We start from the raw sequence: 15,714 nt of genomic DNA on the forward strand, positions 1-15,714 counted from the left end.
GCCGCTCCCGTCCGTGCTGCTGCTTGTGGTGAGCCCGAGGTCTTGATCAGCGGTGGCCCAGTCGCTGGTGATGGCCCGCTGCGCGGCGGCGACCGTGACACGCTACGGCGTCGTGCTCAGCTTGCGTGTCGTCGTGTAGGCGAACGGGCCGTGGACGCCGGAGCTGTGCCGCTCGGCGGCTTCGAGGGCGACCTGCATCCGCTTGCGGACCGGCAGCTCGGTGGTGGCGTACAGCGCGCCGAGGGCGATGTCGGCGCCGCAGCCGACGGCGGCGTAGCGGGCGTGGGGCTCGCCGACCTGGTAGTCGGAGTCGACGATGAACAGGCGTCCGGCTATGCCGACGAGGAACTGGCCGCCGGATTCCTGCTCGGCGTTCTTCGTGGCCCAGCCGCCGTCCTTGAGGCAGGCGCGGACGGAGTCGACGAACGTGGTGACCATGAAGCGCGGCAGGTCTCCGGTCGGCTCCGGGGGAGTGAAGGCGTACCGGAGCAGCTGGCCCATGCGGTACGAGGTGGTGAAGCCCATCGCGTACGGGCCGTTGCGGAAGACCTTCTCGTCCGCCCGGAGCGTCAGGGACCAGCCGGAGACGCCGGCACTGTCGGCACCGAGGTGGACGCGGCCGTTGCGGACGATGCCGACTACAGCTGTCATGGCGTCAGGGTACCGGGCGGGCGCCGGCGCCAGGGGATGGAGCGGCACCCGCCACCCCAGGCTCAGGTGACGGGCGCCCAGACGCTGCTCAGTCCTGCTCGTCCGCTTCGGCGGAGCCTGTGGCGAAGACGGCCAGTCGGTACGGCGCGTCAGGACGGTCGGGCCAGATGTTGGCCTCGGTGGCGGCCTGGGTGCGCTCGTAGTCGGCGACGAGCGCGGCGTGCTGCTGGCTGATCCACTTCATCGGCTGCGTCCCTACGTCTGTCGGTCTGCCCGAGTATGACAGCGCCGGCGGTGTCAGCCGGGCTTGTTCGACTCGCTCTGGCAAGCCGTCCAGCCGATCGAAGACGACGAACTACTGATGGCATCGTGTATTGGATTGTCGTGATTTCCCCGAGTAGGCGGCGGCGGAAGGGCAAGTCCGTACCCGTAGATGGTTGGGCTCGGTCGTGTCCCTTGGAGTGGTGTAACGGTCGCATGCCAACGGTTAGGCGGTGGGCGGTAGGGGGCTTGCCCCCGAAGAGTGGACACCGGTTCGTAGTGTTATGCGGCAAGTGTCATGGTATCCGACTGCAGCTGGTGCTCTCGCTCCCGGGCGAGGGGGCTGAGTTGGCCGTTGGCCGAGTGCCGGCGCTTGGTGTTGTACCGGTTGAGCCAGCGGAAGACCTGTTGGCGGCAGGCGGCGGCTCCGGCGAAGCGGCGCGCGCCCTTGAGGATCTCCCGCTTGAGGGAGGCGTGGAAGCTCTCACAAGCTGCGTTGTCCGCGCTCGTGCCGACAGCGCCCATGGATTGGGTGACACCCAACTCGTCGCACAAGTCGGCAAACTGACGGCTCGTGTACTGTGCACCGTGATCGGAGTGGAAGACTGCCCCGGTGAGGTCGCTGCGGGTGGCGGCGGCCATCTTCAGGGCGTCGGCCACCAGCTCGGTGCGCATGTGGTCGGCGATCGACCAGCCGACCACCCTCCTGCTGAAGCAGTCCAGCACAGTCGCCAGATACAGGAACTCGCCGTCACCGACGGGCAGATACGTGATGTCGCCCATGTACTTCAGGTTCGGCGCGGGGGCGGTGAAGTCGCGGCCGAACAGGTCCGGCACCACGGTGTCGGACGGCTCGGGGACGGTGGTGCGCACGCGCCGGCGCAGGTGGGTGCCGACGATCCCGAAGGCGCGCATGACCCGGGTGACCTTCTTGTGGTTGACCGGCGCCTCGCCGGTCTCGCGCAGCTCGGCGGTGATGCGCGGGGACCCGTAGGCGCCGTCGAACTCTGCGTGCACCTCGCGGATCCTGGCCGCGAGGGCGGCGTCGGCCCGCTCCCGGGCGGCGCGGGCCGGGGCGGCGGCGCACCACTTGTAGTAGCTGGAGCGGTTGACCTCCAGGACCTGGCACAGCCGCTTGACGGGGAAGTCCTCCCGGTGGGCGGAGATGAACGCGAAGCGGCTCACCAGCTCATCTCCGAGGCGAAAAACTTCGTCGCCTTGCGCAGGATGTCGCGTTCCTGGGCGAGCTTCTGGTTGTCCTTGCGGACGGCCTTCAGCTCGGCCTCCAACGCGGCGATGCGCTCGCGCAGCTCGTCGGGGCCGTCCTGGCCGGCCGGGGTGGTGCTGGTCATGTTCTTCCTGGTGGTGCCGGTGTGCTCGGTTCGGGCGCGGTGGGCGCCGACCCAGTTGCGCAGTGTCTCCCGGGTGATGCCGAGGTCGGTGCCGATCTGGGCGTAGGTGTGGCTCGGGTCCGAGAGGTACAGCGCCACGGCGTCGGCCTTGAACTCGGACGAGTAGACCCTCATCACCATAAATGACTCCTCTTGACCGACCCCTCACGGGGCCGGGTCGAAGGTGTCCACCACTCGGGGGGAGGTTCCGTAGTTCGTCGGGGGTGTGCGAGTCGGGGTAGATCTTGTCCATGCTGCCTTCGGGCAGGTAGCGGCGCGGGAAGGCAATCCATTCATCGTGCATCTCGAAGAGCACGGCGGTGACCAGTCGTAGGAGCGCGTCGTCGTTGGGGAAGACCTGGACGACGTCGGTCCGGCGCTTGATCTCGCGGTTGATCCGCTCCAGGGGGTTGGTCGACTGGATCTTCTTCCAATGTCGCTCCGGGAACGCCGCGAAGGCGGTCAGGTCGTCCTTGGCCTCGATGAGCATCTGCCTGACCTTGGGGAACTGCTTGCCGAGCATGTCGGCGACGGTGTCGAGCTGAGCGCGGACGGCGTCCTGGTTCGGCTGGGCGAAGACCGTGCGGATGGTCGCGGCGACCATCTCCGCCGCCTCCTTCGGGATCACGGCGAAGACATTTCTCAGGAAATGGACGCGGCATCTCTGCCAGGCCGCGCCGAGCATGACCTTGCGGATCGCCTTGACCAGGCCGGAGTGGCTGTCGGAGAGGACCAGGCGGACCCCGGCCAGGCCGCGTTCGCGCAGGGAGCGCAGGAACTCGGCCCAGAACGCCTCGGTCTCGCTGTCTCCGATCATCACGCCCAGGACCTCGCGGCCGCCGTCCTCGGTGATGCCGGTGGCCACGACCACGGCCCGGGAGACGATCTGGTGGTTCACCCGCGCCTTGCAGTACGTGGCGTCGAGGTAGACGTAGGGGAAGCGGGTGTGGTCCAGCGGCCGGGTGCGGAACGCGACGAGCTGTTCGTCCAGGCCGGCGCAGATGCGGGAGACCTCGCTCTTGGAGATGCCGCTGTCCGCGCCGAGGGCTTTGGCCAGGTCGTCGACCGAGCGGGTGGACACACCCAGGACGTAGGCCTCCATGATGACCGCGTAGAGCGCCTGGTCGATCCGCCGGCGCCGTTCCAGCAGTACGGGGAAGAAGCTGCCGGTGCGGACCTTGGGGATGGCCAGGTCCAGGTCGCCGGCCTGCGTGGTCAGCACCCGCTCGCGGTGGCCGTTGCGCCAGGTGGTGCGGGCATCGGTGTGCTCGCCGGGCTCGGCACCGATCCGTGCGGTGGCCTCCGCCTCGATCAGCTCCTGCAGGATCCGCTGGGCCAGGACCCTGATCAACTCAACTCCGTCGGCCGTACGCAGTGACTCCGAGAGCCGCAACAGGTCAGACTGGGACAAGGCCATCGCACACCTCTCATCAACGAGCTTCGCTACTCGGAGAGTTGCGCGATGGCTGCCCCATGACCAGGGGTCATTCCAAGATCCCTGCTACACCACTCGGCGGGACGCCATCTTGGGCTCAGCCGCGCAGATGGGCGAGAAGGGTGTCGCCCGCCGGATAGGGGCGTTCTGCGGGGAGTAGTTGCCGGGCTGCGTCTAGAGCTCCGTCTCTGACGTGGGCATGGATGGCATGCGCGAGCGCGGTGACGTCGCTGATCGAGACGATCCACTTGTCCGCGTAGCGCTCGGCGGCCTCGCCGGCGAGGCCGAGCTGTAGGGAGCGGTGGGCAAGCGGCTGCAGGTGCAGGTCGCGTTCGGGGTCCCACTGCACTCGGGCGGGGGCTCGCTTCAGCTGGCGTTTCCAGGTGGCGCGGTCGGGATGCAGCCCGTGTTCGTAGTGGGCCAGGCAGGCGTTTGCCAGGGCCCACTCGAAGCCCTCGCGGGTGATTTCGATCGCGAGGACGGTCTCCTGTCCCTCCTTGGCCGCCCATCCGCAGCGATACATCATCCAGAGGAACGATGGCTTGATCCACGTCATTCGGTCCAGCTGCCAGGCGCTGGGAAGGCGGCCGTCGAGTGCCGCGGGCAGACCGATCTCTGGTGCGTATGCCTGGTAGACCGTCACGGTGGTGGCCGTATAGAGGGCGCGGATCTGATGCTTGGGTTCTGACACGGTGACCAGCGTCGACGCTGGTCACGCTCCGCGCCATCGAATTATCAGGTTGGATGAGCCTAGTTGCGCGCTGAAACGGACCCGGACCTGCCAGTGGCGCAGAGCAGAATACGGCCTCATGAGCCTGTACTTCGAAGTCGCCCTCACCCGCTTCCTCCGGGACGACACACCCGAAACGGTCCTGGAAGCCCTGCGATGGCACCTCGGCCTGGTCTCCGAGCGCCCGTCCGCAGACGACCACACATACCCAGTGCTCATCCCGGACCCGGACTGCCGCCTCCCCGGAGGAGACGTCGCGTCCCTGCAGCGCCGGTCCCGAGGCTTCACAGCCGGCCACGAGCTCTTCGCTTGGGGACTGCTCAGCCGCAACTACTGGCTCGACGACGAGATGGGCGAGCTCGTCACGATGGCTCCGGTTGAGCGGAGCGCGCGTCCGAGGTCGCCGACGAGATTGCGCGGGTGACGGCGCCACCACCACATGTCGTCGGGTTCGAAACGGCTGGTCCAGTGGAACTGTGACAGGGCCTGGCCGTCGTCGAAGACGGTGGCGGCCTGGACGTCACGGCAGGTTGAACGGCGCCCCGCTGACTGACAGGGTGATCCGGCGCCGTTCGAGGTCGACGTCGCGGATTCTCACGGAGAGCTCCTGGCCCTCTCGGACGGCCTGCGCGGGATCTTCGATGGGTTCGTCGGACAGTTCCGCAAGAGGGACGAGTCCTACGACACAGTGGCCGAGACCGACGCCGGACTCGTGCCCGGGACCACCAGCGCCGAGGCCGCCCGGATCGCGGAACTGGAGCGGGAGGTGAAGGAGCTACGGCGGGCGAACGCGATCCTGAAGTCCGCCTCGGCTTTCTTCGCGGCGGAGCTGGACCGTCCACTGCGATGAAGGTCGCCTACATCGACCGGCACAAGGAACAGTTCGGCGTCCAGCCGATCTGCGACGTCCTCACCGAGACGGACGCGCCGATCGCGCCGAGCACCTACTACGCCGCCCGAAGCCGCCCGCCCTCGGCCCGCAGCCTTCGCGACGAGCACCTCACCGAGGAGATACACCGCATCCACACCGACAACTACGGGGTCTACGGGGCCCGCAAGGTCCACGCCGCCCTGGTCCGCGAGGACTTCACCGTGGCCCGCTGCACGGTCGAACGCCTCATGCGCCAGGCCGGACTGCGCGGGGTCATCCGGGCCAGGAGTCCGCGCACCACCCGTCCCGCACCCGAGACCGACCGGCCCTGCGACCTGGTCGAGCGGCAGTTCACCGCCACCGCCCCGAACCAACTGAACCGCCCCGTCAGGACGGGGCGGTGAAGCCGCTGGCCCAGAAGCGGCCGTGGACCGCGAGGTCCAGCAGCATCCGGGCGGCCTCCTCGGCCGGCATGGGCGGGGTCTCGTGCTCCAGCCACCAGTGCAGGACCGCCAGCTGCTCACCCACCCAGGCGCGGGCGAGCAGGTCCGCGGGGAGCCGGGGCCGGACCGGGCCGTGCTCGGCCCGGTCCCGGAACACCGCCGCGACCCGGTGCACCGACTCCTCGCTGAAGGTGCGCAGCGCCTTGCCGTCGCCCTCGCCGCGCAGGATGGCGAGGTAGAGGTCGCGCTGCTGCTCCGCGTGACGGAACAGTTCGAGCAGGGGCTTGCCGGTGAACCCGACCGCCGTCTCCTCGACCAGCGGCTGCATCCGTTCGTCCAGCTCCTGCAGCAGGTCGGTGGTGATCCTGGTGAACAGGTGGTCCTTGTCCCGGTAGTGGCTGTAGAAGGTGGCCCGCGCGACGTCGGCGCGCTCCGAGATGTCCTCGACGGTGAGCCCCGCGTACCCACGCTCCAGGATCAACGCGACCAGCGCGTCGCGGAGCGCGCGTCGTGTTCTCCGCGTGCGCCTGTCCTCGGCCATGGACGTCCTCCGCCTGCTCATCGAACCGTGCACCGGTCCTACTGGGTCCGCTGCGGTCCACCCTACCAATGCTTGACATCAACTCCACTACTGGACACTCTGTCTGGAACTGGTTACTGAGTCGAGAAATTACTCCTGGTTTGGGATGGTCTGCTGTGAATCTTGGTGTGTATCTGACCCGCAGTGCCCGCTACTGGCCCGACGAGCCCGCTGTGGTCTGCGAAGACCGGCGCTGGACCTTCCGACAGCTGGAGGAGGACGCGAACCGGCTCGCCTCCGCGCTGCTGGCGCGCGGGCTGAAGCCCGGCGACGCGGTGGCCGGGCTGGCCTGGAACCGCGGCGAGCTGATCGTGGTCGAGTTCGCCCTCTACAAGGCGGGGCTGACGCGCGCGCCCGTCAACGCACGCCTGGGCCGCACCGAGATCGCGCACCTGCTCGGCTACGCGCCGGTCAAGGCGCTGCTCTTCGACGCGGCCCATCGCGAGGACGCCCTCGCGGCGCTGGACGCCGCCGGCGTCGACTGCCTGCCGGTCGAGTTCGAGAGCGGCTTCGCGGCGCTGCTCGCCGAAGGCGGTACCGCCCCGGTCCGGGTGGAGGTCGCGGAGGACGACCCGTGCGTGCTGAACTTCACCTCGGGCTCCACCGGCGCGCTCAAGGCGGCGGTGCAGACCTTCGGCAACCGGCTCGCCAATATGCGCAAGCAACTGATGACCGAGCCCCGCCCGCGCGCCGGCTCCCGCTACCTGGCCTGCGGCCCGATCACCCACGCCACCGGCATGCCGCTGCTGGCCTGCGTCTTCGCCGGAACCACCGTGCACGTGCTGCCCAGCTGGGCCCCGGACGCCTTCCTGGCCGCGGTCGAGCGGGAGCGGATCGACGCCACCTTCCTGGTCCCGGCCATGCTCGCCACCGTGCTCGCCCACCCCGGCCTCGGCGGCTACGACCTGTCGAGCCTGACCGACCTGCGCGTGGGCGGCGCTCCCATCTCGCCGCAGCGGCTGCGCGACGCGGTCGCCGCCTTCGGCCCGGTCGTCGGCCAGGGCTACGGACTCGCCGAGACCACCTCCGTGGTCGCCGGGCTCAGCGCCGCCGAGATCGCCCGGGCCGTGGCGGAGGACCCGGAACTGCTCCAGTCCTGCGGGCGGGCCGGCTACGACACCGAGATCCGGGTGGTCGACGAAGAGGGCCGGGAGACCGAACCGCGCGAAATCGGCGAGATCGTCGTGCGCGGCCCGGACTGCGTGCGCTCCTACTGGCGCGAGCCCGAACTCACCGCCGAGACCTTCCAGGACGGCTGGGTGCGCACCGGCGACCTCGCCTGGATGCGGGAGGACGGCTACCTGTTCATCGTCGACCGTAGGAAAGACATGATCATCTCCGGCGGCTTCAACATCTACTCGACCGAGGTCGAGGCCGTGCTCGACGAGCACCCGGCCGTCCAGGAGGCCTGCGTCGTCGGCGTACCGGACGAGCGTTGGGGCGAGGCGGTCCAGGCCGTCGTGGTCGTCCGCGACGGCGCCCGGGTCGGCGCCGAGGAGCTGATCGCCTTCTGCGCCGAGCGCCTGGACCGGTTCAAGAAGCCCCGCTCCGTCGACTTCCTGCCCGAACTCCCGCACAACCGCAACGGCAAGCTCGACCGCAAGGCCGTCCGCGAGACCTACTGGGCCGGCGCCTCGCGCCGGGTCAACTGAAAGGCCGTCCGATGCTCTTCTCCCTGCGCCCCGACTACTCCCACGACCCCTTCCTCGACGACCTGGTGCAACAGCTGCGCGCCTACCTGGACGGCGAGTTGGCCGAGTACGAGCGCGCCCACACGGTCACTCCGGAGAGCCCGATCAGCCGAGCCCTGCTGGAGCCGGTCTGGCGCCGCAGCCGCGAACTCGGCTTCTACGGCATCCACCTGCCGCCCGAGCTCGGCGGCCGGGGCCTGACGTACACGCAGCTCGCCGCGCTCAAGGAGGAGGTCGCCGCCGCCGGACGCGTGCTCGGCCACAGCGTGCTCGGCGAGATGGGCGGACCGCTGCGGGTCGGCGACATCCTCGCCGGTGCCACGCCGCACCAGTTGGAGCGCTGGTTCCTGCCCGTGGTGCGCGGCGAACGCGCCTGCTGCTTCTCCCTCACCGAGGCCGACGCGGGCTCGGACGTCCGGTCGATGCGCACCACTGCCGTCCGCGAGCCGGACGGCCAGGGCTACCGGCTGACCGGCCACAAGGTCTTCTCCAGTGCCGGACCGGTGGCCGACTTCGCCATCGTCATCGCCCGCATGGACGGCACCGAGAAGACGTACTCCGCCTTCCTGGTCGACCTCGACAGCCCCGGCTGCCAGGTGCTCGACGGAGCCACGCCGATGTCCGGCGAACACATCGAGAGCGACATCGTGCTGACCGACTGCCGGGTCCCGGCCGCGAACCTGCTCGGCGCGGAGGGCGACGGACTGCTGCTCGGACTCGGCCGGGTCAACGTCAACCGGCTGCTCCACTGCCCGAGCGTGCTCGGCCTGACCCGCCGCGCCCTGGAACTGACGCTGGACCGGGCCCGCACCCGTACCGTGGCCGGCGCTCCGCTCGCCGACCTGCAGTCGATCCAGCACAAGCTGGCCGACATGGCCACCTCCTACTACGCCGCCCGCGCCATGACCTACGCGGCGCTGGCCGCGCTCGACACCGGCACGGTGCCACGGCTGGAGGCCTTCATGTGCAAGCTGAACGTCGCCGAGAGCGCGTTCCGGATCCTCGACGAGGCGGTGCAGATCCACGGCAAGGAGGGCCTGACCCAGGGCAACGAGGTCGAGTTCCTGTTCCGCAAGGTGCGGATGTTCCGGGTGCTCACCGGCACCTCGGAGATCCAGAAGAACGGCATCGCCAAACTGCTGCTGCGGCAGGCGGGATGAGTACCGCGGCCCGCCCCGCCCCCGCCTGGTCGTCCCTGGCCGGCACCCGCATCCTGGACCTGTCCCGGCTGCTGCCGGGCCCGTTCGCCACCTCGCTGCTCGCGGACCTGGGCGCGGACGTGGTGACGGTGGAGGACCCCGGGCGCCCGGACCGACTCCGGACGGACCGCGAGGCGTTCGCCCGGATCCACCGCAACAAGCGCTCCGTCGCCCTGGACCTGCGCACCGACGCGGGCCGCAGCGCCCTGCTGCGGCTGGTCGCCGCGGCCGACGCGGTCGTGGAGAGCAACCGCCCTGGCGTCCTGTCCGCCCTGGGCCTCGGCTACCGGCAGTTGCGGCGCGCCAACCCGCGCATCGTGCTGTGCTCGCTCACCGGATACGGGCAGACCGGCCCCTACGCCGACAAGCCCGGACACGACCTCAACTTCCTCGGGCTGTCCGGATTCTTCGCCACCCCCGGCAGCCGGGACGGCCGGACCGCCCGTCCCGGCACCCGGGTCGGCGACCTGATCGGTGCGATGTACGCGGCGCTGGCGCTGGCCGTCGCCGTCCCGGGCGCCCGGGCGACCGGGGAGGGCCAGCACATCGACCTCTCACTCACCGAGGCGGCCACCGCCTGGTGCGCCCCCTTCGCCCTGAACGTACGGGAGTCGGACGACCCGACGGAGGCGTTCACGGTCCAGGGCGACAACGACGTCTTCGAGACGGCCGACGGCCACCGGATCTCCCTGGCCACCTTCGAGGACAAGTTCTGGCTCGCCTTCCGCACCTCTCTCGCAGCCGACTTCCCCGACTGCCCCGCCCTGGCGGACGGCGCCTGGGACGCCAGACTGCCCAGAACGGCCGCCAGACACGAGGTCGGGACGCTCCTCGCCGAACTCTTCCGGGCCCGGGACCTCGGCTGGTGGCGGCAGCGCCTCGATGCGCTGAACCTCCCCTGGGCCCCGGTCCACACCCAGGCGCGGCAACTGCTCGACGACCCGCACGCGCGCGAACGCGAGCTGTTCGCCACCGTCCTCGACACCGTGACCGGAGCCGGGATCCCGCAGGTCCGCTTCCCGGTGCGGTTCGGGCAGGGACTGGACAGCTTCCGCCGACCCGCGCCGGAGCCGGGCGAGCACACCGACGAGGTGTCGGCGGAATGGGACGCGGCCTGACCGCACACGTCGCTCCGCACGACGGCCCAACCGATCAGCACACCCCCACCCCGCCCCCAGGAGTACTGGATGCCCGTACCCGAGAAGTCCGTGCGCGAGAAGTCCGTACCCGAGAAGTCCGTGCGCGAGAAGTCCGTACCCGAGAAGTCCGTGCGCGAGGAAGCCCGCACGCTCGCCGGGGAGTTGACCGCCCTGCGCCGCGAGCTCCACGCCGAGCCCGAACTCGGGCGACACCTGCCCCGCACCCAGCAGCGTGTGCTGGACGCCCTGGCCGGACTGCCGCTGGAGATCAGCACCGGGACGGCGCTCTCCTCGGTGACGGCCGTCCTGCGGGGCGGGCGGCCCGGTCCGACCGTGCTGCTCCGCGCGGACATGGACGCCCTGCCGGTCACCGAGGACGCAGACCTGCCCTACGCCTCCCGCATCCCGGGCGTGATGCACGCCTGCGGGCACGACCTGCACACCGCCATGCTGGTCGGCGCCGCCCGCCTGCTCTCCGCGCGCCGGCCGGATCTGGCCGGGGCGGTGGTGTTCATGTTCCAGCCCGACGAGGAGGGCACCGACGGCGGCGGCGCGGCGCCGATGCTGGCCGAGGGACTGCTGGACGCCTCCGGCGAGCTCCCGGTGGCCGCTTTCGCGCTGCACGTGGCCGCCAACCGGCTGCCGTTCGGCCTGTTCGCCTCCCGGGCCGGAACGGCCGCCGCGGCCTCCGACACCCTGCGGGTGACCGTGCGCGGCAAGGGCGGACACGGCTCCGCCCCGCACAAGGCCGCCGATCCGATCCCACCGCTGTGCGAGATGGTGACCGCGCTGCAGACCCTGGTGACCCGCCGTTTCGACGTCCACGACCCGGTGGTGCTGACGGTCGGCGTGATCCACGGCGGCACCAAGGCGAATGTGATCCCGGACCACGCCGGGTTCGAGGCCACCGTGCGGACCTACTCCGCGGAGGCGCGCGAACGGGTGCGCACGAGCACGCAGGCGCTGCTGAGCGGCATCGCCACCGCGCACGGGCTCACCGCGGAAGTCGAGTACCGGAACGGCTACCCGGCTCTGGTCAACGACCCCGTCGAGACGGCGTTCGCCGCACACACCGTCACCGAGTTGTTCGGCCGGCCGCGCTATCTGGACGCTCCCGCCCCCACCCCGGGTGCGGAGGACATGGCGTTCGTGCTCGACCGGATCCCCGGTGCCTACCTGATGCTCGGCGCCTGCCCGCCGCACACCGACCTTGCCACCGCGGCCTACAACCACTCCCCGCAGGCGGTCTTCGACGACTCCGTCCTGCCCGACGGGGCCGCGTTGCTGGCCGAACTGGCACTGCGGCGGCTCACCCGCGACGCGCAGGCCCCGATCGGATGACCGCGACCCCACCCCATGCCGCCGCCTCCGACACCGCCGCCACCTCCGGTTCCTCCGACTCCACCGCCGGTTCCTCCGACTCCGCCGCCGGTGGGCGGGCACTGCGGCCCACCCTCGCCGCGCTGCTCCTCATCGTGCTGTTCAGCGGCTTCCAGCAGAGCTACTTCACCCCGCTCTTCCAGGCCCTGGGCAACCGGTACCACGTGGGGGTCACGCCGCTGGCCTGGACGGTCACCGGACCCGCGCTGACAGCGGCGATCGCCACCCCGCTGCTGACCGCCCTGGGCGACCGGCACGGGCACCTGCGGGTCCTGCGCGCCACGACGGCGGCGGTCGCGGTCGCCGCTGTGCTGATCGCGGTCGCGCCCGGCTACCCGCTGCTCGTGGCCGGTCGGGTGCTGCAGGGCTGCCTCGCGGGCTTCCTGCCGTTGATGTCGGGTCTGGTCCGCCGCCGCCACGGAATCCAGGACACCCGTCGGGCCATCGCCTACCTGGCGGCGGCGCTGATGTTCGGGGTGCTCCTCGGCAGCGTCTGCTCCTCGCTGCTGCTCCGTACGGCCGGACTCGGCCCGGCGCTGTGGACACCGGCCGTCGGAACAGTCGCCGGCCTCGGCCTGCTGCTGCGGGTGGGACGTGGGGACACGTCCCACCGCTCGCCCACGACCACGCGGGTCGACTGGGCCGGTGCCGTGCTGCTGGCCACAGCCCTGGTCCTGGTCGTACTGGCGCTGCACCAGGGCGCGGCCTGGGGCTGGGGCTCCCCCGGCACCCTGGGCTGCGGCGCTGCGGGCGCGGTACTGCTGGCCGTCTGGGCCGTGGTCCAACTGCGCAGCCCGGCACCGCTGATCGACATACGCCGCCTGCTGCGACCGCGGCTGCTACCGGTCTTCGTGGTCGGTTTCGCCGTCCACTACGTCGTCCTCGGCGGCCAGATCTCCTACTCGAGCTACATCACCCTCCCTGCGGGACTGGGCCTGCGGTCCTCCTCCGTCGGTCTGGTGCTGCTGCCTGCCTTCTTCGGGATGACCGTCCTCGCCGCGTGCAGCGGCAGGTTCGGACGGGCGGTCGGCTACCCGAAGGTCATCGTGCTGGGGGCGGCGCTGGTCCTACTGGGCACGACGGGACTGCTGCTCCGGCACGCGGAGGCGGTGGACCTCGCGATCACCCTCGGCATCACCGGTGCCGGGATGGGACTGATCTCCGGTGCTGCCCGCATCATCGTCGTCGACGGAGTACGGGCCGAGGAGACAGCGGCCGGCTCGGGGCTGTTCGAACTCGTGGTCAGCCTCGGCGCCGCGGTGGGATCGGCGACCGACGCGGCGGTCCTGACCGCGCAGGGCGGCGGCCACCGGGCGTACCTGACGGCCTGGGCGGTGAGTGCCGGGGTCGCGCTGATCGGCCTGGCTGCCGCCCTGCTCCTCCGCTCGTATCCCCGGGTACGGCACGGGGCCAGGTTCGGCAACGGGTGATCTGTGCCCACTGACTCCTCGACGGAAGCGGCTGGTAGTACCCGTGGCGGGGCGGTCCAGGGTCGGTTGTAGCCTTGGGCCGCCCCGCCCTGCATTCCGGGTTCATTTGCGACAGCGGTAGCGGTAGAAAAGGGAAGGTGTTCCTGGATGGGCGTCTGGAAAGATCGCCGCCTCGGGGCCAGGGCGATCCGTCGATGGCTGGTGGGAGGGTTCGGCGTCTGGCTGGCGTCCCTGGTGCTGCTGGCCGACACGGTGGGGCAGCAGTCGAACGCCTTCCGCCTGGTCGGCGGCGGCGGGTTCGCGGTGGGCGCCGTCCTGCTGTGGTCGGGGGCGGTGTGGCGGATGGCCCACATCGGGATCTACGTCAACGACCGCGGGGTGCTCGTCCGCTACCTTCTGTCGTCGAGGAGTCTCACCTGGGACCAGGTGGCCGGTGTGCATCCGGACGACCCGACCGCGCCCGCCGCCCGGCAGGCCGGGCCAGGCCGCGTCATCTGGATCACGCCCACGGCGGGCGCTCCGTTCGAGACCTCCGTCGTCCGCAAGGGATCCAGGGACGCCGGGCTGCGCAAGCGGAACCGGCGCATGCTGTCGACCCCCGACTTCGCCGCCGCGCTGTCCGAGCTCAGGGGATACACCCCCGCACCGCCACAGGTGGCGGCCGACCGGTCGAACGGCTTCGACGACTGGTGAGTCCTACGGCCGGTCGACCGACTTCTGCAGGAGGACCGCACCCATGTTCACCACCCGGCCGACCCTGCAGGGAACCTTCGGCATGGTCTCGTCGACCCACTGGCTGGCCTCGCAGTGTGCGATGGCGGTGCTGGAGGGCGGCGGCAACGCCTTCGACGCCGCAGTCGCCGCGGGCTTCGTGCTGCACGTGGTCGAGCCGCACCTGAACGGCCCGGCGGGTGAGGTGCCGATCATCCTCGCCCCGGCGGACGGCCGGCCGACGGTGCTCTGCGGGCAGGGCCCGGCCCCCGCCGGAGCCACCATCGAGCACTACACCTCGCTCCGCCTGGACCTGGTGCCCGGTGCAGATGACCTGGCTGGAGCCGGGCCTGCCCAACTCGCTCACCCCCGGCCGCCGCCCGCGCACTACGCTCAGCCCGTCCCTGGCGCTGCGGGACGGCGTGCCGGTCCTGGCCTTCGGCACGCCCGGCGGCGACCAGCAGGACCAGTCGATCACACCGTCGATGACGCCGCTGGCCAGGTCCGCCAGGAGTTGCCGGAACTGGGGGCGGACCACGACCCAGTCGACGCTTCCCTCGTCCTTGATGACCTTCCGCTTCTTGAAAGCGGAGGTGTCGTTCTCCTTGTAGACCTTGGTGAACCCGGGCCAGCGCAGCCGGGTGCGGGTGTCGTCGGCGTCCTGCTGCTGGCGGTCGACGCCGGCCTCCAGGCCGAAGCGGTCGGAGGAGATGCGGAGGTAGGCGGCAGGGCGCTTGGGGATGTAGGCGGAGAGGTGGTCGTGGAGGTTGAGCGTGACCTGGCCTCGGCGGCCCTGCGGCGGCACGACGAAGTCGTCCCAGCCGGACGGTGACAGTGCGGACATGCGGTTCCAGCTCCAGCGTTTGGAGTGTCTCGGACGCCGGTCACCCTCCGTGGATATCGCGGTTTCTCCGTGCCGTGACCTGGTGGTACGGTCCGCGGTCCGGCACGGGATACTGATCAACATGCGAATCGACTTCGACCCGCAGGTCATGGACTCGTCCGCCTTCTACAGGCTGCTGACGTCAGTGGTCGTACCCAGGCCGATCGCCTGGGTCTCCACCCTGTCGCCAGTAGTCCCATTCCCAGCAAATCTTGCCCCGCACTCCTTCTTCACCGTGGCCTGTACCGAGCCGCCGATCGTGCAGTTCACCTCGGTGGGGCGGAAGGACACGCTGAACAACGTCGAGGCGACCGGCGAGTTCGTCGTCAACTTCTGCTCCGAGCCGCAGTTCGAGCAGATCAACGCGACGGGCACCGACTTCCCGCCCGGGGTCGGGGAGTTCGACGCGGTGGGGATCGAGCAGGAGGCGTCGCTGCGGGTGAAACCGCCGCGGGTGGCCGGGTCGCCGGTGGCGCTGGAGTGCCGGCTGCACAGCACGCTGCGGCTGGGGAACTCGACGGTCGTCTTCGGCGAGGTCGTGCACGCCGCCGTCGACGAGGACACCATGGTCGACGGGCTGCCGGACGTCCGGCTGCTGCGCCCGCTCTCCCGGCTGGGGAGGAACGAGTGGGGCAACACCCCCGCGTCCGGGATCCGGGACATTGCGCGGATCCGCTACCAGGACTGGACGAAGGGCGAGTAGGCGCGAGCGCCGGCGGGGCCTGCGCGTCGCCGGCATCGGGCTGGGGGACACCGGCCGGAAGGCCACCGCCGGCCATGATCTGTTTGGTACGTGTGCCTGATTCCCATGCCCTCGCCGGACCTCACCCCGGCCGACAGCAAGCCGCACCCGGAGGAGAACCTCATGGCCGCCACCCGGTACGTCTGTGACGGCCCGTAGGGCGCAGAGAACCGGCGC

16 protein-coding genes, 3 pseudogenes and 1 other annotated feature are annotated in these 15,714 nt (G+C 70.6%); of the genes and pseudogenes, 11 read left to right on the plus strand and 8 right to left on the minus strand.

Annotated elements, in window-relative coordinates; all coding sequences use genetic code 11:
* Positions 1–102 precede the first annotated feature (102 nt).
* The 5 genes and pseudogenes from BS75_RS41040 to BS75_RS41070 all read right to left on the minus strand — a co-directional run bounded on the left by BS75_RS41040 (position 103) and on the right by BS75_RS41070 (position 4,429).
* On the minus strand, positions 103–651 hold the full coding sequence (locus BS75_RS41040; RefSeq protein ID WP_034091842.1) for a hypothetical protein: 549 nt from the start codon (positions 649–651) through the stop codon (positions 103–105).
* Between the two features lie 88 nt (positions 652–739).
* The gene (locus BS75_RS48915; RefSeq protein WP_156164341.1) at positions 740–895 is read right to left on the minus strand and encodes a hypothetical protein; all 156 of its coding nucleotides are present in this window, start codon (positions 893–895) and stop codon (positions 740–742) included.
* A 299-nt stretch (positions 896–1,194) separates the two neighbouring features.
* A protein-coding gene (locus BS75_RS41045; RefSeq protein ID WP_152646428.1) for an IS3 family transposase occupies positions 1,195–2,444 on the minus strand; the annotation gives its coding sequence in 2 pieces (ribosomal slippage) (positions 1,195–2,108 and positions 2,108–2,444; 1,251 coding nt in all).
* Between the two features lie 73 nt (positions 2,445–2,517).
* Positions 2,518–3,720: pseudogene (locus BS75_RS47455) on the minus strand (IS256 family transposase); the annotation flags it as partial.
* A gap of 115 nt (positions 3,721–3,835) precedes the next feature.
* Positions 3,836–4,429 (minus strand): DUF4291 domain-containing protein, encoded by a 594-nt coding sequence (locus BS75_RS41070; protein WP_034091848.1) that lies wholly within the window; start codon positions 4,427–4,429, stop codon positions 3,836–3,838.
* Between the two features lie 118 nt (positions 4,430–4,547).
* Here BS75_RS41070 and BS75_RS48920 point away from each other — a divergent pair, with 118 nt between their 5' ends.
* Positions 4,548–4,892, plus strand: coding sequence for a hypothetical protein (locus tag BS75_RS48920; RefSeq protein ID WP_052070414.1), 345 nt, complete (start codon positions 4,548–4,550; stop codon positions 4,890–4,892).
* A 96-nt stretch (positions 4,893–4,988) separates the two neighbouring features.
* Here the strand turns inward: BS75_RS48920 and BS75_RS52390 are convergent, their stop codons facing one another.
* Positions 4,989–5,126 (minus strand): S1 RNA-binding domain-containing protein, encoded by a 138-nt coding sequence (locus tag BS75_RS52390; protein ID WP_081983480.1) that lies wholly within the window; start codon positions 5,124–5,126, stop codon positions 4,989–4,991.
* A 30-nt stretch (positions 5,127–5,156) separates the two neighbouring features.
* On the opposite strand from BS75_RS52390, the gene BS75_RS48925 reads away from it, so the two are divergent.
* On the plus strand, positions 5,157–5,318 hold the full coding sequence (locus BS75_RS48925) for a hypothetical protein (protein ID WP_034091849.1): 162 nt from the start codon (positions 5,157–5,159) through the stop codon (positions 5,316–5,318).
* Positions 5,279–5,407, plus strand: a sequence feature (AL1L pseudoknot). Its footprint overlaps the gene before it by 40 nt.
* Positions 5,315–5,743 (plus strand): IS3 family transposase, encoded by a 429-nt coding sequence (locus tag BS75_RS41085; RefSeq protein WP_034091850.1) that lies wholly within the window; start codon positions 5,315–5,317, stop codon positions 5,741–5,743. (Overlaps the previous feature by 93 nt.) Before BS75_RS48925 ends, BS75_RS41085 begins: the two co-directional genes overlap by 4 nt.
* Here BS75_RS41085 and BS75_RS41090 read toward each other — a convergent pair.
* A complete protein-coding gene (locus BS75_RS41090) occupies positions 5,727–6,323 on the minus strand; it encodes a TetR/AcrR family transcriptional regulator (protein ID WP_034091851.1) in 597 nt (198 codons plus the stop codon). The two genes, BS75_RS41085 and BS75_RS41090, sit on opposite strands and share 17 nt — an antisense overlap.
* Before the next feature lie 167 nt (positions 6,324–6,490).
* Here BS75_RS41090 and BS75_RS41095 point away from each other — a divergent pair, with 167 nt between their 5' ends.
* The 3 genes from BS75_RS41095 to BS75_RS41105 are packed head-to-tail and all read left to right on the plus strand — an operon-like array spanning position 6,491 to position 10,370.
* A complete protein-coding gene (locus BS75_RS41095) occupies positions 6,491–8,014 on the plus strand; it encodes an AMP-binding protein (protein WP_231608053.1) in 1,524 nt (507 codons plus the stop codon).
* A gap of 11 nt (positions 8,015–8,025) precedes the next feature.
* Complete coding sequence (locus BS75_RS41100; RefSeq protein WP_034091853.1) at positions 8,026–9,213, plus strand: acyl-CoA dehydrogenase family protein; 1,188 nt, start codon at positions 8,026–8,028, stop codon at positions 9,211–9,213.
* Positions 9,210–10,370, plus strand: a complete 1,161-nt coding sequence (locus tag BS75_RS41105) for a CaiB/BaiF CoA transferase family protein (RefSeq protein ID WP_034091854.1) — start codon at positions 9,210–9,212, stop codon at positions 10,368–10,370. Before BS75_RS41100 ends, BS75_RS41105 begins: the two co-directional genes overlap by 4 nt.
* A 113-nt stretch (positions 10,371–10,483) precedes the next feature.
* Here the strand turns inward: BS75_RS41105 and BS75_RS52395 are convergent.
* A pseudogene (locus BS75_RS52395) lies at positions 10,484–10,540 on the minus strand (hypothetical protein); the annotation flags it as partial.
* Here BS75_RS52395 and BS75_RS41110 point away from each other — a divergent pair.
* From BS75_RS41110 to BS75_RS41135, 5 genes and pseudogenes are all read left to right on the plus strand, one after another.
* Positions 10,521–11,732: a M20 metallopeptidase family protein gene (locus BS75_RS41110; protein WP_369405864.1), complete on the plus strand. Its 1,212-nt coding sequence runs from the start codon at positions 10,521–10,523 to the stop codon at positions 11,730–11,732. The pseudogene BS75_RS52395 and the gene BS75_RS41110 sit on opposite strands and share 20 nt — an antisense overlap.
* On the plus strand, positions 11,729–13,201 hold the full coding sequence (locus BS75_RS45390; RefSeq protein ID WP_052070416.1) for an MFS transporter: 1,473 nt from the start codon (positions 11,729–11,731) through the stop codon (positions 13,199–13,201). The genes BS75_RS41110 and BS75_RS45390 overlap by 4 nt, the downstream gene beginning before the upstream one ends.
* A gap of 147 nt (positions 13,202–13,348) precedes the next feature.
* Positions 13,349–13,894: a hypothetical protein gene (locus BS75_RS41120; protein WP_152645845.1), complete on the plus strand. Its 546-nt coding sequence runs from the start codon at positions 13,349–13,351 to the stop codon at positions 13,892–13,894.
* 43 nt (positions 13,895–13,937) lie between these two features.
* Positions 13,938–14,264: pseudogene (locus BS75_RS47470) on the plus strand (gamma-glutamyltransferase); the annotation flags it as partial.
* A gap of 613 nt (positions 14,265–14,877) precedes the next feature.
* Positions 14,878–15,498, plus strand: coding sequence for a flavin reductase family protein (locus tag BS75_RS41135; RefSeq protein ID WP_034094829.1), 621 nt, complete (start codon positions 14,878–14,880; stop codon positions 15,496–15,498).
* Positions 15,499–15,714 lie beyond the last annotated feature (216 nt).

The organism is Streptacidiphilus albus JL83, from assembly GCF_000744705.1.
Taxonomy (GTDB): Bacteria; Actinomycetota; Actinomycetes; order Streptomycetales; family Streptomycetaceae; genus Streptacidiphilus; species Streptacidiphilus albus.